This window comes from Massilia sp. P2_C2 (assembly GCF_056404615.1).
Map to the genome: position 1 here is coordinate 19,724 of NZ_JBFUDR010000011.1, position 24,827 is coordinate 44,550.

The window sequence follows — 24,827 nt, forward strand, 5'->3', positions numbered from 1 at the left end:
ACCCTACGATGCAAAAAAATAAATAGATCGACCGCCAGAGGCGGCACAGGGAATGGAATGAAAAGCAAAAATATCGCGATCATCGCCGGCATCGTCGTCGCTGCCGGCGCCGGTACGTGGATTCTCAACCATGGATCCGATACGCATGCCGATGGGGCCGCCGCCCCGGGCGGCAAGGGCAAGGGCGGGCAGCCGCCGGCCGTCGTCAACGTGGTGGCACCGCAGCGCCACGACGTGGCCGTCGTCCAGCAGGCCAACGGCACCGTGACGCCGATCCGCACGGTCGACCTGCACCCGCAGACGACGGCGACCATCCGCCAGGTCCACATCAAGGAAGGGCAATTCGTCAAACAGGGCGCGCTGATGTTCTCGCTCGACGACCGCGAAGACCGCGCCAACCTCGACAAGGCCCAGGCCCAGGTCGCGCGCGACCGCGCTTCGCTCGCCGACCTCGAGCGCCAGTTCAAGCGCAGCCAGGACCTGTTCGCCCAGCATTTCATCGCCCAGAGCGCCGTCGACACGCTGCGTGCCCAGGTCGACCAGGCCCGCGCCACCCTCCAGGCCGACAGCGCGGCCGCGCGTGCGAGCAGCGTCACCACGAGCTATACGGCGATCCGCGCGCCGATGTCCGGCCGCGTGGGCGGCATCAACGTCTATCCGGGCAGCCTCGTGCAGCCGGCCACGTCGCTCACGACGATCACCCAGCTCGACCCGATCACCGTCGCGTTCACCCTCCCGGAAGCCAGCCTGCCGGCGCTGCTGGCGGCGCAGAAGCGGGGCAAGGTCGAGGTCGAGGCGCTGCCCGGTGCCGACCTGGCGCCGGTGAAGGGCCAGCTCAGCTTCGTCGACAACACGGTCGACCCGCAAGCCGGCACGATCAAGGTGAAGGCCGAGTTCGACAACCGAGAGACCACGCTGTGGCCCGGCCAGTACGTCAACACCAGGGTCATCGTGCAGACGCTGAAGGATGCCGTCGTGATCCCGCAGAACGCCATCATCACGAATGCCCAGGGCACGTTCGTGTACGTGCTGGACAAGGACCATTCCGCGCGCCTCGTGCCCGTGCAGCGCGTGTACGGCGCCGGCGTCGACGCTGCCGTCAGCGGTCTCGCCGGCAGCGAGCAGATCATTACGGAAGGCAAGCAGAACGTGCGGCCGGGGGCCAAGGTGCGCCTGGCGTCCGAGTTGAACAAAGGTAGTGACAGCGGCGCTGACAGCAAGGCCGTCCACGTCGCCGCCAAGGGCTGAACACGATGAACCTGTCCGAACTGTGCATCCGCCGGCCCGTGATGGTCGTGCTGCTGTCGATCAGCCTGATCCTGGTCGGCATCCTGGCGTACTCGCACATCCCCGTGGCGGCGCTGCCCAGCTATAACACGCCCGTCATCAACGTCAACGCCAACCTGGACGGCGCGAGCCCGGAGACGATGGCGTCGTCCGTCGCGCTGCCGCTCGAAAAACAGTTCTCGACCATCGCCGGCATCAACCTGATCACGTCGACGAGCACGCAGGGCAATACGTCGCTCACGCTGGAATTCGACCCGTCGATCGACGTCAACGCGGCCGCCGTCGATGTGCAGGCCGCGCTGCTCGCCGCGCAGCGCCAGCTGCCGCAGGAAATGACGACGATGCCGTCGTACCGCAAGGTCAACCCGGCCGACGCGCCCGTGCTGTTCATGACGATGACGTCGCCCTCGATGAATCTGTCGGAGCTGAACGACTACGCCGAGAACCTCGTGTCGCCGGCGATCTCCACGTTGCCGGGCGTCGCGCAGGTGTCCGTCAACGGCGGCAAGCGCTTCGCCGTGCGCGTGCGCGCGAAGACCGACCTCATGAACGCCCGCAACATCACGATGGACGAGCTGGCGACGGCGCTGCGCTCCGCCAACTCGAATTCCGCGCTGGGCATCCTCGACGGCCCGCAGCAGACGCTGACGATCCAGGGCCCGGCGCAGATGATGAAGGCGGCCGATTTCGAGAACCTGATCGTCGCCACGCGCGACAACCTGCCGGTGCGTTTGAAGGACGTGGCGGTCGTCGAGGACAGCTACCAGTCGACCCGGGCCTTTGGCGCCTACAACGGCGAGCGCGCCATCGTGCTGCTCGTGCAGCGCCAGCCGAACGCCAATACGGTCGAGGTGGTCGACGGCGTGCGCCGCCTGCTGCCGCGCTTCCAGTCGCAGTTGCCGGCGTCCATCAAGATCAACCTCGTCAACGACCGCTCGAAGTCGATCCGCGAGGCGATCCACGACGTGAACTTCACGCTGGCGCTCACGGTCGGCCTCGTCGTGCTCGTGATCTTCCTGTTCCTGCACCGCGCGTCGGCCACGTTCATCCCTGCGATCACGATGCCGATCTCGCTGCTGGGCGCGCTGGCGCTGCTGTACTGGCTCGGCTACAGCCTCGACAACGTGTCGCTGCTGGGCATCACGCTCGCCGTCGGCCTCGTCGTCGACGATGCCATCGTCGTGCTGGAGAACATCGTGCGCCACATCGAGATGGGCAAGAAGCCGATGCGCGCGGCGCTCGACGGCTCGCGCGAGATGGGTTTCACGATCTTGTCGATTTCCGTGTCGCTCGTCGCCGTGTTCATCCCGATCTTCTTCATGCCCGGTGTGATCGGCCTGCTGTTCCACGAATTCGCCGTGATCGTCGGCCTCGCGATCCTCGTATCGGCTGCCGTGTCTTTGACGCTGGTGCCGATGCTGGCATCGCGCCTGCTGCCTTCCCATGGCCATGACCACACGGAAGAGAAGAGTTTCATCGGCCGTCACTTCGAGCGCGGTTTCACGCTGCTCCGCAACGGCTACGAAAAAACGCTCGACGTGGCACTGAAGCATCGATTCGTCGTGCTGCTGGCCGCGTTCGGCACGTTCGCGCTGACCGTCGTGCTGTACACGACGATCCCGAAAGGCTTCTTCCCCGAGGAAGACATTGGCCAGCTGCGCGTGACGACGGAAGCCGCCGAGGACATCTCGTCGTCCGCGATGGTCGAGTTGCAGACGAAGGTGGCGCAGGCCATCCAGGCCGACCTGGCCGTGCAGGACGTGACGTCGTTCTCGGGCGGCGGCAATAACGGCCGCATGTTCATCGTGCTGAAGCCCCGCACGCAGCGGGACAGGATGCCGCAGGTCGTCGACCGCCTGCGCAAGGCCACGCACAAGATTGCCGGCATCAATGTCTACATGGCGCCGGTGCAAAACCTGCAACTGGGCGGCCGCCAGAGCAAGAGCCGCTACCAGTACACCCTGCAGAGCGTCTCGGGCGCGGACATCAGCCAGTGGGCCAACGAGTATATGGAGCGCATGCGCAACAACCCGATGTTCCGCGACGTCACCAGCGACACGCAGGACAAGGGCCTGCAGGCGAAGCTCGACATCGACCGCGACAAGGCCAACCTGCTCGGCGTGCAGATGGGCGACATCCGCACGGCGCTGTACGCGGCGTTCGGCGAGCGCCAGGTGTCGACCATTTATTCGAGCGCGGCCAGCTATTACGTGATCCTGGAAACGGCGAACGAGGACCGCCAGTTCGAGGACGCGCTGTCGCGCCTGTCGGTGCGCAGCAAGACGGGCCAACTGGTGCAGTTGTCCAGCGTGGCGACCGTCAAGCGCACCGTGGGGCCCATCGCCGTCAACCACCAGGGCCAGTTGCAGGCGATCACCTTGTCGTTCAACCTGGCGCCGGATGCGCCACTCGGCAACGCCACCGCCGCCATCGAGCAGATGGGCCGCGACATGAAGCTGCCGGCGTCCATCATCACCAAGTATGGCGGCGACGCGGCCGTGTTCCAGGATTCGCAGTCGAGCCAGCTGATCCTGATTATCGCCGCCGTTGGCGTGATCTACGTGCTGCTGGGCGTGTTGTACGAAAGCTTCATCCACCCGATCACGATCCTGGCCGGCCTGCCGTCGGCCGCCGTGGGTGCGCTCTTGACCCTGCGCCTGTTCGGCCTCGACCTGACGATGATCGCCATCATCGGCATCCTGATGCTGATCGGTATCGTGAAAAAGAACGCGATCATGATGATCGACTTCGCCCTCGATGCCCAGCGCAACCAGGGCATGGCGCCGCAGCAGGCGATCCGCGAGGCGTGCATCCTGCGCTTCCGCCCGATCATGATGACCACCCTGGCCGCGTTGATGGGCGCGCTGCCGATCGCCCTCGGCCTCGGCGCCGGCGCCGAGCTGCGCCAGCCGCTGGGCCTGGCCGTGTGCGGCGGCCTGATCTTTTCCCAGGTCATCACGCTGTACATCACGCCCGTGATCTACCTGTACCTCGACAAATACAGCGGCAGCGGYCCGATGACGGATGCGCAGCTCGTCGAGGCGGAGCAGGAGTCGAAAGTCGTCCTGACCAAGGTCGCCTGATGAAATTCCGTGTGGCAAGGTTGAAACACACTGTAACAACCATTAAGCTACCCTGCTTGTAAGCTCATTACAGAACCTTAACACCGCATGCGCGGGTCAACCAAACCGGTTAGACTGCGCCTCGTCCATATCTTTTATTTGTCCTCCGACCGGGGCGTTCATTATCTTGCGTGACCATTCCCACATTGCGATGGAAGATAGCGATGTCTGCATACATTGCGGCCAGCCGTTGCCCGGACGGAAAGTGGTCATCTACGGGCAAAAAGGCCCGAACCGGACCGGCATCGCCATCACGATCGCACTGCACCTGCTGCTGGTGGCCGTCTGGCTGTTCCAGCCCAAGGCGGAAAAGCATGCGCCGCCCAAGTCCGGCGAAGCCGTCGTCTGGCTGCCGCCGCTGAAACAGAACAAGCCGGCCGCCAAGCCGGCCGAGCAGGCGCCGAAGCATACGGCCAAGGCGGCCGCCGCACCGAAGTTTACGCCGCCGCGGATCACGATGCCGCGCCTGCCGAACACGATCACCGTGCCGGACGTCAAGCCGGTCGAGGAAAAACCGCAACCGAAGCCGAAGGAAGAGACCAAGGCGCCGCCGCAGGAAGTCGACATGCAGGCCTACATCGAGGCCCAGCGCAAGCGCCGCGGCGCCCCGGCGCAGACCGACCAGGCCGAGGAAAGCGAAGCGGCGCGCGGCACGCGCAACGCGATCGCCAACATCGCCGCCATCAACGGCCGCGGCGGCCAGGATCCGAACGAGACGGGCGGCGTGTTCAGCATCACCAACAAGACGTTCAGCACGGCCGACCTGAAATTCCGCGGCTGGAACCCGAACTTCAAGCGCCGCTGGCTGACGGCCGTGACGGTCGAGCGCGGCAGCGAGCCGGACATCGAGACGGCGATCGTCAAGAAGATGATCGAGCTGATCCGCAAGGAAAAGACCGGCGACTTCGAGTGGGACTCGCATCGCCTGAATCGTGTGGTCACGCTGTCGGCACGGCCGCAGGATACGCAGGAGCTGATGAACTTCCTGTACAAGGAAATGTTCCCGGAGTACAAGCCGCCGCGATAGTGCTGCACACCGCGGTCGATTCAGGAGGCTTGGTGCGTGGGCGGCGGCGTGTATTCGAACACGCAGTAGTGATGCCATTTTTCGCGCAGGCTGAAACCGTCCAATGCCGCCAGCCATTCTTCATTCGGCAGGAAGAGGTAGATCAGAATGACCTTGCGCGGCATTGCCTTCAACGAGGTGTTGATGTTGGCCAGTACCTCGCTCAACACCGGCCGGTTGAACGGATTGAAGAAGTAGAGGACGAGGTTATCCGGCGGCGGCTCGAACTGGCAGGCATCGGCATGCACCGCGCGGATCACGCCTGCGCCGCGCCGGGGATAGCGTTCGATATTCCGCTCGGCGAGCAGATGCAGTTCCTTGCTGAATTCCACCCCGATTACATTCTTGAACGGCAGTTCGCCGGCGATCAGCAACGTCCTGCCCTTGCCTGAACCAAAGTCGATGAACGAAAAGGCCGGATAGTCGATGCCGAGGCGGCGCAGCAGGCGCCGCAAGGAATAGACAGGAGATGGCTGGTAGCGCTCGCCATGGCGGTTATGCTCGCTGGCAATGTCGAGCGCCCTCAGATCGGCAAATGTGCTCGTCTCCGTGCCGTAGCGCCGGTCAAACGTACGAGCGGTATATTTTTCGAGGATCTGGATGGGAGAAAAACGCGACCAATTCACACCCGTCGATTTCGGCATGGACGTCTTTCACGTTTGCGGAACGCTGAGCGTTCGGACAAGCGCGCAAGATTGGATCAGCCATGCGCGCGGTGGATGGTATTTCTCTCTTGCCCCAGCAGCATAGCACCAGCCTTTATATCGAGGCCGCCTGCGGCTTGTGGAACCGGCCCAGGACGTGCAGGAGCAACAGGGTCGCGACCACCCACCCGATCAATGCACCCCACACGGCATTGTAGTTGCCCGTCAGATCATGGATCATGCCGAGCGCGGGCGGGGTCAGGACGATGGCGATCTGGTTCACGGTCATGGCAGTGCCGAGGGCCAGGCCGACGCTGTTCGCCGGCGCGGAATCCGCAATATAGGTGACCCACGGTCCATACCAGCCCAGCGCAAAAAAGCCGAGCACGGCAATCAGGCAGAGCAGCCAGGCACGCGGTACATCGACGGGCAGGTTGAGGAGGGCCAACAGGCCCAGGCAGGTGACCACCATGCTCGAGCCCACCGGCAAGAACCGGTCCCCCGTCTTGCCGCAGCGGTCGCTCCAGACCGACAGCACGATACGCCCGACGCCGCCGCACAGCTGAATCAACAGCAACAGCCACCCGCCCTCGTGTAACGGCATGCCGAACCGGTCGCGCAGGAACAGCATCAGAAAGACGACGATGCCGTATTGTGTGCCGACCAGGGCCAGGCCCGACCAGACGACGCGCTGCATCCAGCGTTGACGCACCATCCGGACCAGGAAGAACACGGTCAGCACGGCACGCTTGCCGGGACGATCGGGAAGATTTGGCGGGCGATAGATCGTCCAGAACAACAGGCCGACCGCCAGCACGACGGCGACGCTCCAGAGGAAGGCGGCGCGCCAGCCCTGGAGGCCGACGATGAACGGCAGCGCCGCCGCCGCCGCCGCGCCGCCGAGCGGCAGGCCCGCCTGCCGGACGCCCATCGCGATTCCCAGCTGGTGGCTGTGGAACCATTGTGATACCGACCGGCTGCCGCCCGGCTGCACCGTGCTGTAACCCATGCCGACCACGAACAGGGCGACGCACAAGGCCAGGAAGCCGGGCGCGACGCCGGCGCCCACGAGGCCGATGGCCATGATCAGCATGCCCGCGACGATGATGCTCCGTTCCGATTTGCGGTCCAGCAGGTCGCCGACGAAGAGCAGGGTGAAGATCGGCGCCACGCTCGACGCCGTGATCAGGAGGCCGACCTGCGTGGTGGACAGGTGCAGGTCTTTTTGCAGATAGCCGGCCAACGCGGCGATGCCTTGCGTGACGAACGCCGCGCCGGCCTGCAGGACGGTGGCGGCGATCAGGATCAGCCATCGGTAGGGAGATGTCCGGGAATCAGTGAAATGGGCGGGCATAAAAGGAATGAAAAAAGCGGAAAAGATCGGAAAACGGATGAAACCGGACACCATAACGGCAACCGGTCGGCAACGGCACGCCGACCGGCTTTTTACTGCATAGAACTTTACGCGACCAGTTTATCTTGCCGCAATACCGTAGCGCAGTCCGCCATCACCGTCTTCTTGCGCAGGAGGTAGGTTCGGAAAACCTCTTTGGCGGTGGCGAGGTCGGCCGGAGTATTCATGGCCAGGCAATAATCCTCGACGGCCTTGACGGCATGGGAGAAGTGCGCGCTTTCGGTACCGCCGGTATGCACGGTAACCCAGGCCACGGAATAGCGGACTTGTTCGGCCGGCGTTCCCACATGGGCGCGGAACCAGTCCTGGAACAACGGATGGATGAATTCCACTTCACCGTGCGTATAGACTTCATGGATCAGCGTCGTCAACAATCCTTTCAGCGGATCGCGCTCGACGAGGCGCTGGCGATCGGTCCAGTCCTTGAAGTTCTGCGCGGATTGCAGGCAATAGGACTTCAGCAGCCAGGCATCGTCCGAACAGGCAGTGGTTGCCATCGTATAAAACAGGTCGGAATGCAGTTTCCCGCCAAGTGCCCCCAGGTCTTCGTCGGTGATCCGTTGCAGGCTGGCGCAGACATCGAACAACCGTTGACCGACGACGGGGTCCTGCTGGCGCCTGGCCAGCAGCGTCATCCGGTTCGCCAGGCCCGAAACACTGGCGGCGGAATTGTTCGTCTTGGACCAGCTGGCGAAAAAATACCGCAGCGGTTCTTTTGCGTGGGCGCGCGAGCTTAGGTCGACGAAGCACTGTTCGATGGTTTCCAGGCATTCGCGCTGTTCCGCGAACGTTTCCAGTAATGCGGTTCGCAATACTCCGGGTTTCATTTCCGCAAGGACCGGAGTGATGATCTCATGGAGGCTGCTTTCAGCGGTTTGTAAGCTGTTCATATCCTGTTCAATGAAAGAAGGTTGATCAACRTCCTGCTGCAGGTTGCGATGACCTGGGCTTACGCATCAGGGTAGGTCATCTTCGAGGGATCGACCCACACATCGAAATCCTGTGGTGTGGTCAACCCCGATTCGATCGCGACCTCGCGCAAGGTCTTGCCCTGTTTATGAGCAGTCTTGGCGATTTTGGCCGCATTGTCGTAACCGATATGYCGATTCAGTGCCGTTACCAGCATGAGGTTGTTGGAAAGATTCCGTTCGATGGCCGGCAAGTTGGGTTCGATTCCACGTGCGCAGTGGATATCGAAGGACGTACAGGCGTCGCCGAGAAGATCGATGCTTTCCAATACGTTGTGTACCATGACTGGTTTGTAGACATTCAACTGGAAATTGCCCTGGCTCCCGGCAAAAGCGGTCGCTGCGTCATTGCCGAACACTTGTACGCAGACCATGGATAAAGCTTCGCATTGGGTCGGATTCACCTTGCCGGGCATGATGGACGAGCCCGGTTCGTTTTCCGGAATCAGGATCTCGCCGATACCACAGCGCGGGCCGCTGGCGAGCCAGCGTATGTCGTTTGCAATCTTCAACAGCGCGCCCGCAAGCGTGCGCAGTCCGGCGGAAATCGCGACCAGGGCGTCGTGCGCCGACAAGGCAAAGAACTTGTTGCCGGCAGCACGGAAAGGGTGCCCGGTCTGCGCCGCGATGTGTTGGGCGCACAGGTCGCCGAAGCGCGGATGCGAATTCAGACCCGTTCCGACGGCGGTGCCGCCGATGGCCAGCTCGTACAGGTCCGGCAGGGTGCGGCGCAACACGAGAAGCGCGTTGTCGATCTGCGCGACCCAGGAGCCAATTTCCTGGCCCAGAGTGATGGGGGTGGCGTCCTGCAAATGGGTGCGTCCAGTCTTGACGACCGATGCGTAAGCCGCGGCCTTGTGTTCGAGCGTGTCTCGCAATTGCCCGACTTTGCTGAAGAGCAGGCCTTCCAGTTGCATCACGACGGCGATGTGCATCGCCGTGGGAAACGTATCGTTCGACGATTGTCCGCAGTTCACATGGTCGTTCGGGTGGACCGGGCGCTTGGTCCCCAAGGAGCCTCCGAGCAATTCGCTCGCACGGTTGGCGATCACTTCATTGGCATTCATGTTCGACTGGGTTCCGGAACCCGTCTGGAACACGACCAGCGGAAAATGGTCGTTCCATTTTCCGGCGATCACCTCGTCAGCTGCTTGTGCGATCGCCTGTCCCGCTTCCGACGGCAGTTGGCCCAGCTCCGTATTTGCCAGCGCGGCCGCTTTCTTCAGGATGGCGAGTGCCTGGATTACCGGGAACTTCCAGCGGAACCGATCCGCACCGATATCGAAGTTCTGCAAGGAGCGCTGCGTCTGTGCGCCCCAATAGCGGTCGGACGGCACCTCGACAGGGCCGAACGAGTCGGTTTCAATCCGTACTTGGGTCATTGTCATTCCATATTCATCAGTGTGGGAATCATTTGCCGGCCGCCGTTCAATCGATCGCGTTCAACACGTCGCGGATTCTGGCCAATCCGGTTTCCAGGGCCGCCTCTTCGAGGGCATACGAGATCCGGAACCCGAAGGGATCGCCAAACGCGCTTCCGGGCACGACGGCGCTGTGTGCTTCGCTCAACAGGATGGTTGCCAACTGGTCGATGTTGTCGACGCCGCTCCCCAGGTAGCTGCGGCCGAGCTTGTTGCTTACGTTGAAGTAGAGGTAAAACGCGCCCTCCGGCGGCGCCAGGCTGACATCGCGGATGTCGGCGGTGATCGCCAGTGCGGTACGCAATTGACGCTCCAGGAACGCATTTGCCTGTTCCACGAAGGAGGTATCCCGGTCGTGCATGACGCCATGTGCCGCCCACTGCGCCAATGTCGAAGGATTGGATGTCGTGTGTCCTTGCAGGTTGTGCATCGCTCCGATCACGTGCGCCGGCGCGCCGGCATAACCCACGCGCCAGCCGGTGACCGCGTGGCTCTTCGAGAAGGAATTGACGACGATCGTCTGTTCCTTCAGTTCCGGGCACAAACCGATCAGGCTGTGGTGCACATGGGGAGCGCGCACCAGATCCCCGTAGCATTCGTCGAAGACCACCCAAAGACCGTGCAGCAAAGCGAATGCGCCGATCTGCCGCAGCAATGTCTCGTCGTAGACGACGCCGGTCGGGTTGTTGGGTGTGTTCAGGACGATCATTTTCGTGCGCCCTGTCAGCGCCGCACGCAGATCGTCGATGCGCGGACGATAGCCGTGCGCGCTGGTGTCGACAATGACCGGGACGCCGCCTGCCAACTGGATCTGCGTCGGAAACGTCTCCCAGTACGGTGCGGGTATGAGTACTTCGTCCCCGGGGTTCAGCAAGACCAGGGCGGTATTGAAGAGGGCCTGCTTGGCCCCGCAGGTCACCGCCACTTCGGCTGGAGAGTATGCGACTCCGGTACGCCGGCTCAGGTGCTCGGCCAGGATTTCCCGCAGCTCAGGCATGCCCAGCGGCGGCGTGTACCGGTTACGCCGGTTCCGGACCGCGTCGATGGCGTGACGTTTCATCCCTTCGCTGGCGTCGAGAAACAATTCGCCCGCCGCGAAATTGTGGATGTCGACGCCTTGTGCCCGGAGCGCATTCGCCTTGGCGCGCATGCTGGAGGTACCTGGGGCGGACACCAGTTCCATCCGCTGGGACAGTGAACGCGGAAATGTCGTCATGGTCGTCAATGCCATTTCTCCGTGTTCAGTGTTTCAGGACGGATGCCATCTTGTTCACGTGTTCGCATGCCCTGGACACGTATTCATTGGATAGTCCGGCGATGCGCGCATAATCGATTTCTTGCCCGGTGGCGCTTGCATACAGCTCCAGCACGCTGGCGGCATGGGTGAAATGGCGGGCCTCGACGCTGCCGCAATGAACGCTCAGGAACGAGGCAACATGGTTGACTTCGCTGGCCGAATAGCCATAGTGGTGCCGGATCCAGGCTTTCCACATCGGCGTCATCATGTTGTATTCGCCGGTGTTGAAAAGCTCGGTCATGATCATCATTTCGATCGCCTCCATCAGCTGCGGGGCCAGCGGACGTTTTTGTCCGACCCAAGTGGAGAACTCCCTGGTGACAGGGTCCAGGTATTTGTCCTGGAGGCGCCACTCGTCGGAGCCGCAAATGGCCGAGGCCATCCGGTGATACAGCTTCGAATGGTGCGGATGGCCGTGCAGTTCACCCAGGCCGATGTCTTCGACGATGATTTCGCCGCAGTGGCGGGCTGCATCCAGCAGCTTCAGTTTGTCGTCGTCGCGCTCCAGTTCCGCGGCTTCCTGCAGAAGGCGCACTGCGATACTCGATACCGCATGGGCGGCGCCGTCCGGGCTGCGCCACCCGCAGAAAAACGTGCACAGCGATGGGGTCGACCACTTTTCGGAAGTAATGAACGCATAGGTGAGACCGTAGTCCTCCAGCCGAGCGGTATTGTTTTGGAAGCCGGAAAGCAGGGCATCAACCAAGCGCTGTTCCCTGACGTCCGCCAATGCTTTGTTCACATAATCCAGAAAAGTTGCTACTGCATGACTCATGGTTCGTCCTATGAAAGGCTCAGTTGAAAACGTGTGGAAATGAAGCGCAATGCAGGCGGCATCAGCCGTACTTGATCAGGTCCTGTTCCAGTTCGCCGTAATCCAGCATCGAGAATAAGCCGTCCATCGAGCAGACCATGTTCCGCACCGCACTCAAGCGACGTTCGCGCAGGATCTGCTGGCACACCTGCTCCATGGCGCGGACCGAGGCGCGCAGGCTATGATTGGCGCACAGCACGAGGTTGACGCCCGCGTGCGCAAACTCGTCGAAATGCACGTCGTCATAGGTCGTCGGTGCGATCACCACAGGTGCGCGTCGCCGCCACTGGGCGAGGAAGTCGAAGATCTGCCCGGGATCGCGATGTTTCGAATGGATGAACACTGCGTGTGCGCCGGCATCGACATAGGCCGCGCAACGGTCCAGTGCCTCGGACACCGAGCCGCCGGCAATCAGTGTTTCATTGCGAGCGACAACCAGGAAATCCTCGCTGGCGCGGGCGTCGAGGCCCGCCCGCAGCTTGCCGACCTGTTCGCGGATGCTGACCAGCGACTGGTCGCCTTCGACAAACGAATTATTTTTCGGGAAAACCTTGTCTTCGAGGACCACACCGGCGACGCCGATCTGCTCGATGCGCTTCACCACGTGCCGGAAATTGTTAAAGTCGCCGTGCCCCGAATCGCAATCGAACAAAATGGGCTGCTGTGCGACCTGGACCACTTCGATCAGATTGTGCAGGGACTGCGTCCAGGACACTTCGTTTCGATCGCGGCACCCCATGGCACTGGCGAACGTGAGGCCAGATCCCCACAGCGCGCCGAAGCCGCTGGTCTGCGCCACGATAGCTGACAAAGGGTTGTGGATTTCCATTGCGACGTCGAAGCTCGTAGTCGACAGTGCTAAGCGTTTTCTCATGGGGCATCTCCTTCGTGTTTGATGGGCCGGGTCGCGGACGTGGACCAACTGTCGAATATCTGGGGCAGGAACCGGGTCGAGATCACCGGACCTTCGTCGGTACGGTCGTGACGGATGTGCTCCGCAGCGACGCTGACGAAATCCCAGCGCTCGAGCTCATTACCCAGGTCGCCGAACAGGGGGCGAATGTCGTCGAGCGGTAATTTGCGGCTGGTATCGATGTGCAGAGCGCGGCGTTCGGCAACCTCGGCGTAGCGCACACTGTGGTGCGCGACCGTCTGTTCATGGGCGAGCACCAGGTCGACGATGCGGCGCGTATCGTCCCGGCCTTCGCGTAACCGGTCGATCACGCGCGTCGTGTCCGGAAACAGCGACACGCATTCGCGCATCACGTCAGCCGGTTCGTCCGGACAATGGATGAACGTCAGTGCCCGGTTCGGAATGTCGAGGATGGTGCGCAGGTCATGTGCCTGGCGCCGCTCGACATAGGCCGAGGATCCCTTGAGCGATGCGAGGTGGACACTGGCGGGAACCTGGCCATGCTCCGAGGCGGGACGGCGCAACAGGAGGATTGCAGTCACTTCCCCCCGGTTCTTGATGTTAATCAGGCGCAAGCGATCGTTCGTGGCGGTGTTCCATTGAAAACGCCAAATATAGTTCTCGTCGGCTGGCGGAATGTGACGGATCTCGGCATCGACCAGGGTGAACCCGGCCTGGACGAGATAGTCGAGCACGCGACCGGAGACACGTCGGCGAAAACATTCGGGCTTCAACCCGAGGAAGGTGTAATCCTGGAGAACCTGTTCGGCCCGGTTTGCGAACGCATATTGCAGGTCTTCCCAGACGAGCCTGTATTCGAACTCGGCCGGATAATGGCGGTGCTTTTGAGGATCGTGGGTCAGTTGATTCCAATCGGGCATCCGGGACCAGTGTGTATTCATGGCATAGTCACTTCAGGTTGTTCGTTTCGATGTGTCGGCGGATTGCCGATGTGCTGGGCGGGCATTCCTGCTGCCGCGCCGCAGTGTTCTCACCTGGTCGGCGCGAAGGCGGCGCGCAGGAAGCCCGGCACGGCGTCGGCCTCGGCCGTAGCGCCATGTGCGGTCGCGTCGAGCCATGCGAAGATCGAGGCGATATGCCCCGGTTCCTGGTAAGCGAGCTTCCATAAGGAATACTCCAGGATCGCACCGGCAACATGCTGGTCGCCATCAGCCGTCCATTCGATGGCGGGATGCTTGCGCAATTCCACAAAGTCGCGCACGAGTCCGCGCGCCACGCTCTCGGATGCATTGGCGCACGCGATCGGCAGCACCGTTTTCTTGATCGATGGGGCGTAGCTGCGCCAGGCATCCCGGTAATGTTCCGCCGTCAGTGGGCGGGTCGATGCAGTGCCCGGGAATACCCAGGGGTAGACCGTCTTGCGCATTTCGCCGTACAGCGAAAGCAGCCGCCGGCACCTGGCGATGTCCTGGTCCCCGACACTTTCCAGCGCTACCGCCATCTTCAAGGCCTCGTCGAAATGACCGTGTTCGATGTTAATCAATTCGTGGGTGATCTGCGGGCGGATCGCGTCTTCGGGCAATCCGGATTTCTCCAGCATGGCGATATAGCGCCGGCATTGGGCCTCGGTCCCTTCGAGCTGCCCAACCAGCGTGATGAACAGGGGAAGATCAAACAGCGAGGAACGCAGCAACATCCCCATGACCGCCACGGTTGAAATATGCGGGCTCAGTTGTTCAAGATCAGTCCGGGTAAAGCCGAAACCGATCAGCGAGCGCTCCAGAAGTTTGTCGTGGCCGACTTCCTCGATAAAGAATTCTTCGATCAGGGCTTGCAGTCCAGGTTTGCCGTGATGGTTGAGCGCAGCGACCGTGCATTGTTCCGCAAACCGGGTAGTAAAGTAGTATTCGATCGACCAGGCCTTGAGTTCCTCCTGGGTCAGCGCACCCTGGCTGAATTTCACGGCGCCCGGCTCGTCGGCAAAGGACGGCGCGATGTGGGACCGGAAATGTGCGCGCAATTCATGGAACAGGCTCGCGCCGTCGCGTGCGGCGCCAAACGGCTTGGACTCCGTGAGAATATTTTCGCCAAGCAGAATGTCGATCAATGTCCGCGTATCGTAGGGAGCGAGTGCGGCATCGTGGCGGCGCGCGAGTTCCGCCATTTCCATGGTTCCGGGCACGAGGTCGTTCAACACCTGCTCGACGCTCTCGGCAAGCTGATCGGAGTCGAGGTCAAGCGCAAAACGGGATTGTCCGCTGACAAAATTCAGGCTGGCGCTGGAGCGCTGGTACTGCACGCCCTGGATGATTTTCGGCTGCTTGAGGTGCATAAAAGTGAACTGGCTGGTCAACATGGAAGAGAACCCCGGACGAGGATGTCCAGGGTTCCCTGATAGTCAATTACAGGCGGAAGTCGCCCGAATCAACGATGCTGTTCTGGTGACGAACTTGCATGATGTTCTCCTTTTTTCGAGTGAAATGGTCCCAATCAGGATTGGGGATGGCTTGGTGCTTTCACACCAATTCTTTGATGGACGACCGTGCGGTCGTCGGGTGGACCGGCCAACAAGTCGCAGGCGTCGAGCAGGGCGGTCCCGCATTCGTGCGCGTTCAGGCGGAATGCCACCGGGACACCGCGGGCAAAACGTGCGCCGATTTCAAAAGGCGTCAACAGCGCAGCATGGCCGTCGCGCGGATTGATTTGGCGGTACGAGTCGAACAGGAACTGGTAGTCCTGCCGTGACCGTCCTTTGGACTGAAGATAGGGAAGCGCCTGGTGTTCGTAGAAGTCGTAATCGGGCGGCGGGACGGGGCACCGTGGATCCGCAAACAGCAGCTGCAGGCTGGCGGGGCAGGCGGCCCAGCCAATGGTGTCCAGATGTGCGCGCAGCAGTCCCAGGGCGATCCACAGCACGCACGCGTCCAGCGCGACGGCGAGCGCGGAGGCTTGCTCAACCGTTAATTGCGAGAATACCAGCAGGCTGTCGAGGACGTCACGATACAGGAAGCGTTTGGTGCGACCGTCCCGGTAAATAAATTCGGCCAGCAGGACGAGCGCGTCGCGGGTGCTCGCATCCAGGGCAGCGACGGCAGGCGCTTCCATGTCGAGGTGCGAGAACGGTGTGATTGGAAACGCACGGAAATGCAGTTCGGCCACCAGGCTGTCGGGCCCCCGGTTCATCATGTGATCAGGTTCGTAGAAGATCGATGACGCGTACAAGCGGCCGTCGGGGGCTTGGGTGATGTGTCCGGCCTTTTGCACCATGCCGAGGCGCCTCAGGTGGAACAGACTGCCTACGTAAGCCAGTTCCTCGGTAAAGAGTATGTCGAGATCGGCCTGATAACGCTCAACGGCTGCCGGGTACAGGCGGCCATGACGCGGCCCTTTGAGTATCGTCGCGGCACCGGAAGAATGCTGGACAATGTCTGCGCCCAAGGCGAGGAGCCGCTGCAGTTTCTTACGCTCCTGTGCGATCCGGGGCGCGACGGCCGGGGCGACCGCCATGCGGCCGTCCGGCAGACTGGCCAGGGTCAGCAGCAACTTCTCCTGCTGGGCTCGCATGCCGAGTGCTTCGCTCAGGTACCCGTGCCCGGCTTCCGGGAAAGCCTTGTCGAGAACCGTGTCCAGTATGTGTGTCATATATATACCTTGTGATTTGCAGGGATGGACTGGGACTTCGCCCAGAACGCCACCGCGATCGCCAACAGCGATTCCGCCAGAGCCGCAAACAGATACAGGTCGCGCGGGGAAAAGTGGATGAGCAATGCACCAGCGACCAGGATGGCGGGTGGAATGCAGAGCTTTACCGTGAAACCCACTGCGGCACTGATCGTTCCATAAAACGTCTTGCCGATACTTTCCTGGCGCAGTGTCCGGTATGACACAGCGGAGAACACAAACGAAAAGGCTTCCACCAACTTGCCGGCCCAAAGCATATATTTGTCATTCAATATGTAGACCAAGGCATAAATTGCGGCATTCAGTAGCATCGATGCAATTAATATCCCAAGCAGGAGATTTTTCGTTCCGCGTAATTTTCGCGCGAAAGTCGCGGCTATCAATCCGCCAAGTCCGGACATTGTCGACAGCAGTCCGATTTCCGCGAGATTCATGTGCAGGACATCATGCCCATACAAGAAGGCGAAAGAAATCGGAATGGCTTCGATGCCATTGATTAGCATCGTGATAAAACTGAGATGCAGCAGGAATCTGTTTTCGGCGAGCCCGGAGAAACCGGCTTTTAGCTGCGTTCGCAATGAAACGTTTTGCAGTCCGACGGTGTGGTCGACCGCGCGCGGACTGAACATGAACAGCCCCACTGATCCAAGTGCCGCAATGGTGGTAGTCAATGCCAAAGCCGCTTCGAGACTCCACACTGCCAGACTGCCGATCAATACCGGCAGGCCCAGCGAGCAAAAACGCTCGATCAGGATGGCATTGCCGTTGTACGCCGCCAGCCCGGTCCTGGACACGATATCCAGCACGATCCGGTCTCCACAAGCCATGAGCAATTGGCTGGTGCTGGATACTGCAAGTGAAGCCAAAAGGAGACACGCAGCGGGAATGTACTTGAGATATACGGCCACCAGTAGAAGAGGCGGGACGATATATGCCAGGAGTGCGAACCGGTTAATTCGGCTGGCACCGACCCGGTCTACCAGAATTCCTCCGGCCAATCCGAAAGCGAGCATCGGAAGAGATTCCAGGAAACGGCTGGTAACAAATCCGGTTTCGCCCCGGCTCGATTGAACCAGGAAAAACGGTATCAGTAACAAGAAGCACGTTTGCACGATCTTGATGAATGCGAGGCGAATCAGGACGACAGGCATGGATCACCAAAAAATCCGGAAAAAAGCGGCATGGTTTCCGCGCGAACGCCTGCATCCCGGCGCGGCGAAACTGTGGAAATCCTGGTGGCACTCGTCCGTTCATACGGAAAGCAAGGACATAAACTGCGTCCTCGATTGGCGCGTCGTTCAATCATCGAGAAATGAGCTTTCGTTTCACATTGCCCACGATATTAATGATTAAGCGCAAGAAAATGCTATCAAAATGTCACACATTTCAAATATTTAATGTTTCACGGGGAGACATTTCACAAGCAAAGTGTTAACTTGATTTGGCGCAAATACCTCTTGGCTAAAATGAGTTAGCACGGGGGTATCGGTTGACAAAAGCGCTTTTCGCCTATCCGAACTGGGCCTACGTACGTTGGCGATGTCGAGGGTGGAGGGATGCGCGGTTTTTCRGCCAGAATTGGTGTGTGCGCTTTGACACCACGCCTGCGCGCGGGACCATCGGCCGAAGCCGGTCGGACTGAAGGGATCTTGCGGGCGCCCAAAGGGGCGGCATGGGAATAGGGTGAGGCCGGAGGAAGGAAACTGGTCGGTACGTTGACGCAGTGCCGCGCGTCGCACGCTGACAGTGCCAAAAAAAACTAGGAAAGCAAATCTGGCACAGCGGTACAACTTTCTCCGTTGGATGCGATCCAATGCAAGATTGGATCAACGGAGAATGCGATGTCACGAGATTCCGTCCGAGGCGAGCCTACCGTGGAGTATGAGCTCACGCCCTGTCTGTTGAACTGCCCGGCTTGCGGGCATCCGATGCCGATGGCGTACACCAAGAAACGCAAGGTCATGACGCGTCGCGGCCTGGTGGGTCTGTATCTGCACATTCGCCGTTGCGGTCATGCGGGCTGCAAGCGTTTTCGTCAGACTTATCATCCCGGGGCGGAAGGCCAGCTGGTCCTGCCGAAGCAGGAATTCGGACTGGATGTGGTGGCACGTGTCGGCGAACTGCGCTACCGCGAACACCGGTCGTGTCCGGAAATTCACGAGTTGCTCCAGCGGGAAGGCGTGTCGCTGTCGTTACGCTCGGTGCAGAATGTGCTGGCCCAGTACGATCTGTTGCTGAGTCTGGCGCTGGAAACGCTGCCGGAGCGTGCCGCCGAGTTGAATTCGCAAGGACGCGTCATCCTGGCCATCGATGGCTTGCAGCCCGATGTCGGTCATGAAGTGTTGTGGGTGGTGCGGGACGTGCTGTCGGGCGCGATCCTGTGCGCGCGCAGCCTGTTGTCTTCATCGCGCGCCGAACTGCAGGCGCTCATCGAGGCAGTCGTCGCCGCGCTGCCGGTGCCGGTGGCGGCGGTCGTCTCCGATGGCCAGACTAGTCTGCGTGGCGCGGTGGCGGCGGCGTTGCCGGACGTGCCGCACCAACTGTGCCAGTTCCACTATCTGCGCGAGGCGGCCCGCCCCTTGTGGGAAGCGGACCGCCACGCGAAGAAGGAGTTGAAAAAGCACGTGCGCGATGTCCGGGGCGTCGAGCGTTCGGCCGAGCGGCAAACCGGCGCCGCCAGCGAGGTCGTGCTGAGTTATTGCTCGGCCGTGCGCAGTGCCTTGACCGACGATGCCCGGCCACCGCTGGCGTTTGCCGGATTGCGGCTGCATGAACGACTGGGCCAGACCCACGCCAGCCTGCGCAAGGCAGGCGAAAAAGGGGGGCGCCGCGTGCGCTGACGCGCCTGCGGGACATGCTGGGACGCGCGCTGGAGCGGACCGCGCCGCTATGGCCCGAGGTCGAAACAGGTGCCCGGTGGGTGGGCCAGGCAGCCGCCATCCTGGAGAATCCGGATGGATCGACGGCCCAGACGATCTGGCGCCGTTACGAACAATGGCTGCGACAACTGGAACGCACCTCGGTGTCGTGCGAGTCGGCCCGGCACTTCCTCAAAGTGACGCGCAGTTACGGCGACGACCTGTTTCACTGCTATCGGACCGCCGGGCTGCCGCGCACGAATAACGCCCTGGAGCAGACTTTTGGACGCGTGCGCTATCACGAGCGGCGCGCCAGCGGACGCAAAGTCGCTTCACCCTCGCTGGTGACCGACGGCAGTGTGCGGGTGCCGGCGTCCCTCTACACGCGCGTGGCCCCGGTGACGGTGCAGATGCTGGCGAGTGTGGAACACGACCGCTGGCGCGCGCGACGCGCCGAACTGGAGCGCAAACACCTGGCGCGCCGCCAGCGCTGCCGATTCCGCAAACATCCGGAACACTATCTGGCAGAGCTGGAGGAAGCCACGGATAAGCTAAATTTACTTTCCTAGAAAAAAATGCCGTTCAGCTCAACTGAACGGCATGGGAACACAGCACGGCTTTTCTGTTACGCAGCCGCCTTCAGGCGCCGCGCCACATCCATCGCGAAATAGGTGAGCACCCCATCCGCGCCGGCGCGCTTGAACGACATCATGGTCTCCATGATGACCTTGTCCGGATCGAGCCAGCCGTTCTGGAACGCGGCCTGCAGCATCGCGTACTCGCCGCTGACCTGGTAGGCGAAGGTCGGCACCTTGAATTCGTCCTTCACACGGCGCACGACGTCCAGGTAGGGCATGCCCGGCTTGACCATGACCATGTCCGCGCCTTCCGCGATGTCCAGCGCCACTTCGCGCAGCGCTTCGTCGCTGTTGGCCGGGTCCATCTGGTACGTGTTCTTGTCGGCCTTGCCCAGGTTGGCGGCCGAGCCGACCGCTTCGCGGAACGGGCCGTAGTAGCCCGACGCGTACTTGGCCGAGTAGGCCATGATGCGCGTGTGGATCAGTTCCTTGTCTTCCAGCGCCATGCGGATCGCGCCGATGCGGCCGTCCATCATGTCCGACGGGGCCACGATGTCGACGCCGGCCTCGGCCTGCGCCAGCGCCTGGCGCGTCAGCATGGCGATCGTCTTTTCGTTGACGATGTAGCCGTTCTCGTCGGGCAGGCCGTCCTGGCCGTGCGTCGTGTACGGGTCGAGGGCGACGTCCGTCATGATGCCCAGTTGCGGGAAGTGGCGCTTCAGCTCGCGCACGGCGCGGGGCACCAGACCCTCCGGGTTCGTCGCCTCGACGCCGTCATAGGTCTTCAGCGCAGCGTCGACGACGGGGAACAGCGCGAGCACGGGGRTGCCCAGCGCGACCGCTTCCTCGGCGACCTTCAGCAGCAGGTCGACCGACAGGCGCTCGACGCCCGGCATCGACGCGACCTGCTGGCGCTGGTTCTGGCCGTCGAGGATGAACACGGGGTAGATCWGGTCGGAGGCGGTGACGACGTTTTCGCGCATCAGGGCGCGCGAGAACGGGTCGCGGCGCATGCGGCGCATGCGCACGGCGGGGTATTGCGAAGGCGTGATGATCGGCATGGCGGTTCCTGAAAATTATTGATCAGAATCGGCCGGGAGCGGGTCTTCATCCAGGCCGAGCAGTTCGATGATCTTGTCGTTGGCTTCCTCGACGCCGATGCGCTTCAGGGCCGAGAACAGCTGCACGGTGAACGGAAAGCCGTTGCCTTCCTCGTCGACATAGCTGTCCAGTACCTGCTGCGCCTGGCGCAGGGCGTTGACGGATTCGTTGCGGTTGAGCTTGTCGGCCTTCGTGAGGATGCAGTGGATCGGCTTGCCCGTCGGGGCGAACCATTCCAGCATCTGGATGTCGAGCTCGGTGAACGGGCGGCGCGAATCCATGATCAGGATGAGCGCGGCCAGTTGTTCCCGCCGCTGCACATAATCGCCCAGCAGCCTTTGCCAGTGCAGCTTGGCATCGCCCGACACTTCCGCATAGCCATAGCCCGGCAGGTCGACGAGCAGGCCTTCGATCTCGTCGACCTTGGTCGGATCCTTGCGGTGCATCGCGACGTGGGCCCCGCCGATCGAAAAGAAATTGATGTGCTGGGTGCGGCCGGGCGTCTTCGACGCGAATGCCAGGCCCTTCTGGTTCGTCAGGATGTTAATCGCCGTCGATTTGCCCGCATTGGACCGGCCGGCGAAAGCGATTTCCGGCACCTGCGTCTTGGGAAGATCCCGCAACTGGTTGACGGTCGTGAAGAAACGGGCTTGCCAGAGTTTGGACATGGGGAATGAAGCGAAAAAGACAACGGAGTGGAGGGCAGGAAACAAAGGCTATTGTACAATAGGGAGTTACCTGCCGCCGGCGAGCCTGCATTGCCTGGAGCGTCGGCGCGGGGGCACGAGCATGACCGCTGCACTGTAACTGCAAGATTACTTTTGACTTTTTCAGGGTGCTTGAATGAATCGTGTGTTCCAACCGGCCGCGTGCGCGGCGATCGTGAAGTCCTTGCTGGCCAGTTTCATCCTCGCAGGCAGCGCTCTTGCAGCGGACGCCGCCCACGCGCCCCCGGCCGCCGCCAAGGCCGATCCGGCCAAGGGTGGTTCCCTCTACGACACCGGCGACAACGCCCGCGGCCTGCCGGCCTGCGCATCGTGCCACGGCGCCGGCGGCAACTCGACCATCAATACCAATCCCAAGCTGGCCGGCCAGGTCGGCACTTACCTCCACAAGCAACTGGTCGATTTCACGACGCCGAACCGTAACCAGCCGGTGATGACGACGTATGCCAGGATGCTGAGCGAGGACGAGAAGAAAAACATCGCCGCCTACCTCGCCACGCAGCAACCGAAGCAGGGCGCCGCGCGCAACAAGGACACGCTGGAACTGGGCCGCAAGATCTATCGCGGCGGCATCGCGGACCGCGGCGTGGCCGCCTGCGCCAGCTGCCACGGCGCCACCGGCAGCGGCATCCCGGCCCAGTATCCGCGCCTGGCCGGCCAGCACCAGGATTACACGGTCGCCCAGCTGCAGGCGTTCAAGACGGGCGGCCGCACCAACAGCCCGCAGATGAGCACGCTGGCCAAGCGCCTGTCGGACGATGAAATGAAAGCGGTGGCGGACTATATTGCCGGCTTGAAGTAATAAGAACCTATCCCGGTAGGCGCGAACCTGTAGGGTGGGCACCCCGTGCCCACCAATCGTTCGCGGACCGGCATGCGTTTGGTGGGCACAGGGGTGCCCACCCTACGATGGGTTCCAGTTAATGGCCGGTATGCCCGGTCGCAGATGAGAGTCGGATTACCGACCTAAAATAAATTGGCAGGATCAACAGGGAAGGGCGACCGCGCAAGCGGGGGCGCCCTTTTGTTGTATCCTCCTTCAACGTTGTGTCGAGAATGAAAGTTGTTAGTCGATGAGCACCACCGGAATTGAACTGAAGACGCGCCGGCGCGGCGTGGCCGAAGCGGTCGAACTGCTGTCCTCGATGCGATTCGCGATCAGCCTCCTGGTCATGATCGCGATCGCCGCCATCATCGGCACCATCATGCAGCAGGACCGGGCGATGCCGGACTACGTCAACCAGTTCGGTCCGTTCTGGTTCGAGGTGTTCCGCAAGGTGGGCCTGTACACGGTCTATTCGACGTGGTGGTTCCTGCTGATCCTCGCTGTCCTGATCGTCTCGACGAGCCTGTGCATCGCCCGCAATTCGCCCAAGATGATGCGCGACATGCGCAGCTGGCGCGACAGTGTGCGCGAAGAATCGCTGCGCAATTTTCATCATCACAGCGAATGGACGGCGCCGCTGGACATGGTCCCGCTCGCGCAGCAGACCGCGAGCCGCCTCGTCGATGCGGGCTACCGCACGAAGATGGTCGACAAGCCCGGCGGCGTGCTCGTCGCGGCGAAAAAGGGCGCGGCCAACAAGTTCGGCTATATCTTCGCGCACACGGCCATCATCGTGATCCTGCTGGGCGGCCTGCTCGATTCGAACCTGCCGATCCGCTTCCAGGAATGGTTCTTGGGCAAGATACCGTATGCAGGCACGGGTCTCATCTCCGCCATCCCGCCGCAACACCGCCTTGGCCTGGACAACCCCAGCTTTCGCGGCAATACCCTGATTCCCGAAGGACAGGCCAGCGACACGGCCATGATCCAGCGGCCCGACGGCGTCCTCGTGCAAGACCTGCCGTTCACCATCGAGCTGCGCAAGTTCCACATCGATTTCTACTCGACGGGCATGCCCAGGCTGTTCGCCAGCGACGTCGTGATCCGCGACCACGAGACGGGCAAGCGCTTCCCCGGCACCATCAAGGTCAACCAGCCGCTGATCTACCGCGGCATCGCGCTGTACCAGTCCAGCTTCGAGGATGGCGGCAGCAAGCTCAAGCTGACGGGCTGGCCGATGGCCGGTCCCGGCGACAAATCGTTCGCCATCCAGGGCGAGGTCGGCAATGCGACCGAGTTAAAGCAGGGCGCCGACACCTATGCCGTCGAGTGGTCGGGGTTCCGTCCGTTCAACGTGGAAAACACGAGCCAGAACAATGATGCGCGGGCCGTGACAAAGGGTAAAAGTCTCGAGGAACAGTTCGCCCAGACCTTGTCCCAGCACTCGGGCTCGGCCGCGAAGAACGTCGGCAACAAGGACCTCAAGAATGTCGGCCCCAGCGTGCAATACAAGCTGCGCGACAAGACCGGCCAGGCGCGCGAATTCCTGAACTACATGCAGCCCGTGACCCTCGAAGGCAGCGAGGTGTACCTGGCCGGCGTGCGCAGCAATCCTTCCGACCCGTTCAGCTTCCTGCGCATCCCGGCCGACGACGAGCACGGCCTGCGCGAATGGATGCGCCTGCGCGCCGCGCTCGCCGAGCCGTCGCTGCGTGAGGAAGCGGCCCGCCGCTATGCCGCGCGCGCGCTCCCGCCGGGCGACGCGGGCGGGGCGCTGTCCGTGCAGCTGCAGGAATCGGCCGCCAAGACGCTGGCCATCTTCGCCGGTGACGGCAGGCAGGGCGGTTATCTCGCCGTTTCCAAATTCCTCGAAGGCATCCCCGCGAAAGAGCAGGAAAAGGCGGCCACCGTGTTCATGAAGATGCTCAACGGCGCCATGTGGGAGCTGTGGCAGGCCGCACGTGCGCGCGACGGCATCGCGCCCGCGACGCCCACCGAGACCCATGGCCGCTTCCTGCAACAGGCGACCAACGCATTGTCGGACAGTTTCTTCTACGGCGCGCCCGTGTTCCTCGCGCTGGACGATTTCAGTGAGGTGAAAGCGTCGGTGCTGCAGGTGACGCGCTCGCCCGGCAAGAAAGTGGTCTACGT

General features: G+C 62.0%; 20 protein-coding genes. 7 read left to right on the top strand and 13 right to left on the bottom strand.

Annotation, left to right across the window (positions count from 1 at the left end; translation table 11 throughout):
• The first annotated feature begins 57 nt into the window (after window positions 1–57).
• From AC1DYX_RS02650 to AC1DYX_RS02660, 3 genes are all read left to right on the top strand, one after another.
• The gene (locus AC1DYX_RS02650) at window positions 58–1,248 is read left to right on the top strand and encodes an efflux RND transporter periplasmic adaptor subunit (protein ID WP_477255985.1); all 1,191 of its coding nucleotides are present in this window, start codon (window positions 58–60) and stop codon (window positions 1,246–1,248) included.
• 5 nt (window positions 1,249–1,253) lie between these two features.
• Window positions 1,254–4,370 (top strand): efflux RND transporter permease subunit, encoded by a 3,117-nt coding sequence (locus tag AC1DYX_RS02655; RefSeq protein WP_477255987.1) that lies wholly within the window; start codon window positions 1,254–1,256, stop codon window positions 4,368–4,370.
• A 244-nt stretch (window positions 4,371–4,614) separates the two neighbouring features.
• Entirely contained in the window at window positions 4,615–5,436 is an 822-nt protein-coding gene (locus tag AC1DYX_RS02660; RefSeq protein ID WP_477255989.1) for a hypothetical protein, read from the top strand.
• Between the two features lie 20 nt (window positions 5,437–5,456).
• Here AC1DYX_RS02660 and AC1DYX_RS02665 read toward each other — a convergent pair whose 3' ends face one another.
• From AC1DYX_RS02665 to AC1DYX_RS02715, 11 genes are all read right to left on the bottom strand, one after another.
• A complete protein-coding gene (locus AC1DYX_RS02665; protein WP_477255991.1) occupies window positions 5,457–6,119 on the bottom strand; it encodes a hypothetical protein in 663 nt (220 codons plus the stop codon).
• Between the two features lie 115 nt (window positions 6,120–6,234).
• Window positions 6,235–7,524: an MFS transporter gene (locus tag AC1DYX_RS02670; RefSeq protein ID WP_477255993.1), complete on the bottom strand. Its 1,290-nt coding sequence runs from the start codon at window positions 7,522–7,524 to the stop codon at window positions 6,235–6,237.
• Window positions 7,525–7,580: 56 nt separating this feature from the next.
• Window positions 7,581–8,423: a hypothetical protein gene (locus AC1DYX_RS02675; RefSeq protein WP_477255995.1), complete on the bottom strand. Its 843-nt coding sequence runs from the start codon at window positions 8,421–8,423 to the stop codon at window positions 7,581–7,583.
• A 59-nt stretch (window positions 8,424–8,482) separates the two neighbouring features.
• A complete protein-coding gene (gene fumC, locus AC1DYX_RS02680) occupies window positions 8,483–9,883 on the bottom strand; it encodes a class II fumarate hydratase (protein ID WP_477255997.1) in 1,401 nt (466 codons plus the stop codon).
• 46 nt (window positions 9,884–9,929) lie between these two features.
• Window positions 9,930–11,153 (bottom strand): pyridoxal phosphate-dependent aminotransferase, encoded by a 1,224-nt coding sequence (locus AC1DYX_RS02685; protein ID WP_477255999.1) that lies wholly within the window; start codon window positions 11,151–11,153, stop codon window positions 9,930–9,932.
• A gap of 10 nt (window positions 11,154–11,163) precedes the next feature.
• Window positions 11,164–11,994, bottom strand: coding sequence for a hypothetical protein (locus AC1DYX_RS02690; RefSeq protein WP_477256001.1), 831 nt, complete (start codon window positions 11,992–11,994; stop codon window positions 11,164–11,166).
• A gap of 61 nt (window positions 11,995–12,055) precedes the next feature.
• A complete protein-coding gene (locus AC1DYX_RS02695) occupies window positions 12,056–12,907 on the bottom strand; it encodes an isocitrate lyase/phosphoenolpyruvate mutase family protein (protein WP_477256003.1) in 852 nt (283 codons plus the stop codon).
• Complete coding sequence (locus AC1DYX_RS02700; RefSeq protein ID WP_477256005.1) at window positions 12,904–13,848, bottom strand: hypothetical protein; 945 nt, start codon at window positions 13,846–13,848, stop codon at window positions 12,904–12,906. The genes AC1DYX_RS02695 and AC1DYX_RS02700 overlap by 4 nt, the downstream gene beginning before the upstream one ends.
• An 89-nt stretch (window positions 13,849–13,937) precedes the next feature.
• On the bottom strand, window positions 13,938–15,263 hold the full coding sequence (locus tag AC1DYX_RS02705) for a hypothetical protein (protein WP_477256007.1): 1,326 nt from the start codon (window positions 15,261–15,263) through the stop codon (window positions 13,938–13,940).
• Window positions 15,264–15,397: 134 nt separating this feature from the next.
• Entirely contained in the window at window positions 15,398–16,549 is a 1,152-nt protein-coding gene (locus AC1DYX_RS02710) for a hypothetical protein (RefSeq protein ID WP_477256009.1), read from the bottom strand.
• Entirely contained in the window at window positions 16,546–17,739 is a 1,194-nt protein-coding gene (locus tag AC1DYX_RS02715; protein WP_477256011.1) for an MFS transporter, read from the bottom strand. Before AC1DYX_RS02715 ends, AC1DYX_RS02710 begins: the two co-directional genes overlap by 4 nt.
• On the opposite strand from AC1DYX_RS02715, the gene AC1DYX_RS02720 reads away from it, so the two are divergent.
• Window positions 17,738–17,941 (top strand): hypothetical protein, encoded by a 204-nt coding sequence (locus tag AC1DYX_RS02720; RefSeq protein WP_477256013.1) that lies wholly within the window; start codon window positions 17,738–17,740, stop codon window positions 17,939–17,941. The two genes, AC1DYX_RS02715 and AC1DYX_RS02720, sit on opposite strands and share 2 nt — an antisense overlap.
• 575 nt (window positions 17,942–18,516) lie before the next feature.
• A protein-coding gene (locus AC1DYX_RS02725) for a transposase (RefSeq protein WP_477256023.1) occupies window positions 18,517–20,015 on the top strand; the annotation gives its coding sequence in 2 pieces (ribosomal slippage) (window positions 18,517–19,414 and window positions 19,414–20,015; 1,500 coding nt in all).
• A gap of 56 nt (window positions 20,016–20,071) precedes the next feature.
• On the opposite strand, the gene hemB is transcribed toward AC1DYX_RS02725, so the two are convergent.
• Both hemB and yihA read right to left on the bottom strand, forming a co-directional pair.
• Complete coding sequence (hemB, locus tag AC1DYX_RS02730) at window positions 20,072–21,085, bottom strand: porphobilinogen synthase (protein WP_477256015.1); 1,014 nt, start codon at window positions 21,083–21,085, stop codon at window positions 20,072–20,074.
• A 15-nt stretch (window positions 21,086–21,100) separates the two neighbouring features.
• Window positions 21,101–21,793 (bottom strand): ribosome biogenesis GTP-binding protein YihA/YsxC, encoded by a 693-nt coding sequence (yihA, locus tag AC1DYX_RS02735; RefSeq protein WP_477256017.1) that lies wholly within the window; start codon window positions 21,791–21,793, stop codon window positions 21,101–21,103.
• A gap of 175 nt (window positions 21,794–21,968) precedes the next feature.
• Between yihA and AC1DYX_RS02740 the strand changes: the two genes are divergently transcribed.
• Together AC1DYX_RS02740 and AC1DYX_RS02745 are read left to right on the top strand one after the other, a co-directional pair.
• On the top strand, window positions 21,969–22,652 hold the full coding sequence (locus AC1DYX_RS02740) for a c-type cytochrome (protein WP_477256019.1): 684 nt from the start codon (window positions 21,969–21,971) through the stop codon (window positions 22,650–22,652).
• A 271-nt stretch (window positions 22,653–22,923) separates the two neighbouring features.
• Window positions 22,924–24,827 (top strand): cytochrome c biogenesis protein ResB (locus AC1DYX_RS02745; protein ID WP_477256021.1); only part of this gene is annotated, 1,904 nt, incomplete at its 3' end.

What these genes read in the sequence shown, in the direction of transcription:
- yihA (WP_477256017.1), bottom strand. Translation starts at nt 21,793, where the DNA reads ATGTCCAAACTCTGGCAAGCCCGTTTCTTCACGACCGTCAACCAGTTG.
- AC1DYX_RS02685 (WP_477255999.1), bottom strand. Translation starts at nt 11,153, where the DNA reads ATGGCATTGACGACCATGACGACATTTCCGCGTTCACTGTCCCAGCGG.
- AC1DYX_RS02705 (WP_477256007.1), bottom strand. Translation starts at nt 15,263, where the DNA reads ATGTTGACCAGCCAGTTCACTTTTATGCACCTCAAGCAGCCGAAAATC.
- AC1DYX_RS02665 (WP_477255991.1), bottom strand. Translation starts at nt 6,119, where the DNA reads ATGCCGAAATCGACGGGTGTGAATTGGTCGCGTTTTTCTCCCATCCAG.
- AC1DYX_RS02710 (WP_477256009.1), bottom strand. Translation starts at nt 16,549, where the DNA reads ATGACACACATACTGGACACGGTTCTCGACAAGGCTTTCCCGGAAGCC.
- AC1DYX_RS02700 (WP_477256005.1), bottom strand. Translation starts at nt 13,848, where the DNA reads ATGAATACACACTGGTCCCGGATGCCCGATTGGAATCAACTGACCCAC.
- AC1DYX_RS02650 (WP_477255985.1), top strand. Translation starts at nt 58, where the DNA reads ATGAAAAGCAAAAATATCGCGATCATCGCCGGCATCGTCGTCGCTGCC.
- AC1DYX_RS02690 (WP_477256001.1), bottom strand. Translation starts at nt 11,994, where the DNA reads ATGAGTCATGCAGTAGCAACTTTTCTGGATTATGTGAACAAAGCATTG.
- AC1DYX_RS02740 (WP_477256019.1), top strand. Translation starts at nt 21,969, where the DNA reads ATGAATCGTGTGTTCCAACCGGCCGCGTGCGCGGCGATCGTGAAGTCC.
- AC1DYX_RS02695 (WP_477256003.1), bottom strand. Translation starts at nt 12,907, where the DNA reads ATGAGAAAACGCTTAGCACTGTCGACTACGAGCTTCGACGTCGCAATG.
- AC1DYX_RS02720 (WP_477256013.1), top strand. Translation starts at nt 17,738, where the DNA reads ATGGATCACCAAAAAATCCGGAAAAAAGCGGCATGGTTTCCGCGCGAA.
- AC1DYX_RS02715 (WP_477256011.1), bottom strand. Translation starts at nt 17,739, where the DNA reads ATGCCTGTCGTCCTGATTCGCCTCGCATTCATCAAGATCGTGCAAACG.
- AC1DYX_RS02675 (WP_477255995.1), bottom strand. Translation starts at nt 8,423, where the DNA reads ATGAACAGCTTACAAACCGCTGAAAGCAGCCTCCATGAGATCATCACT.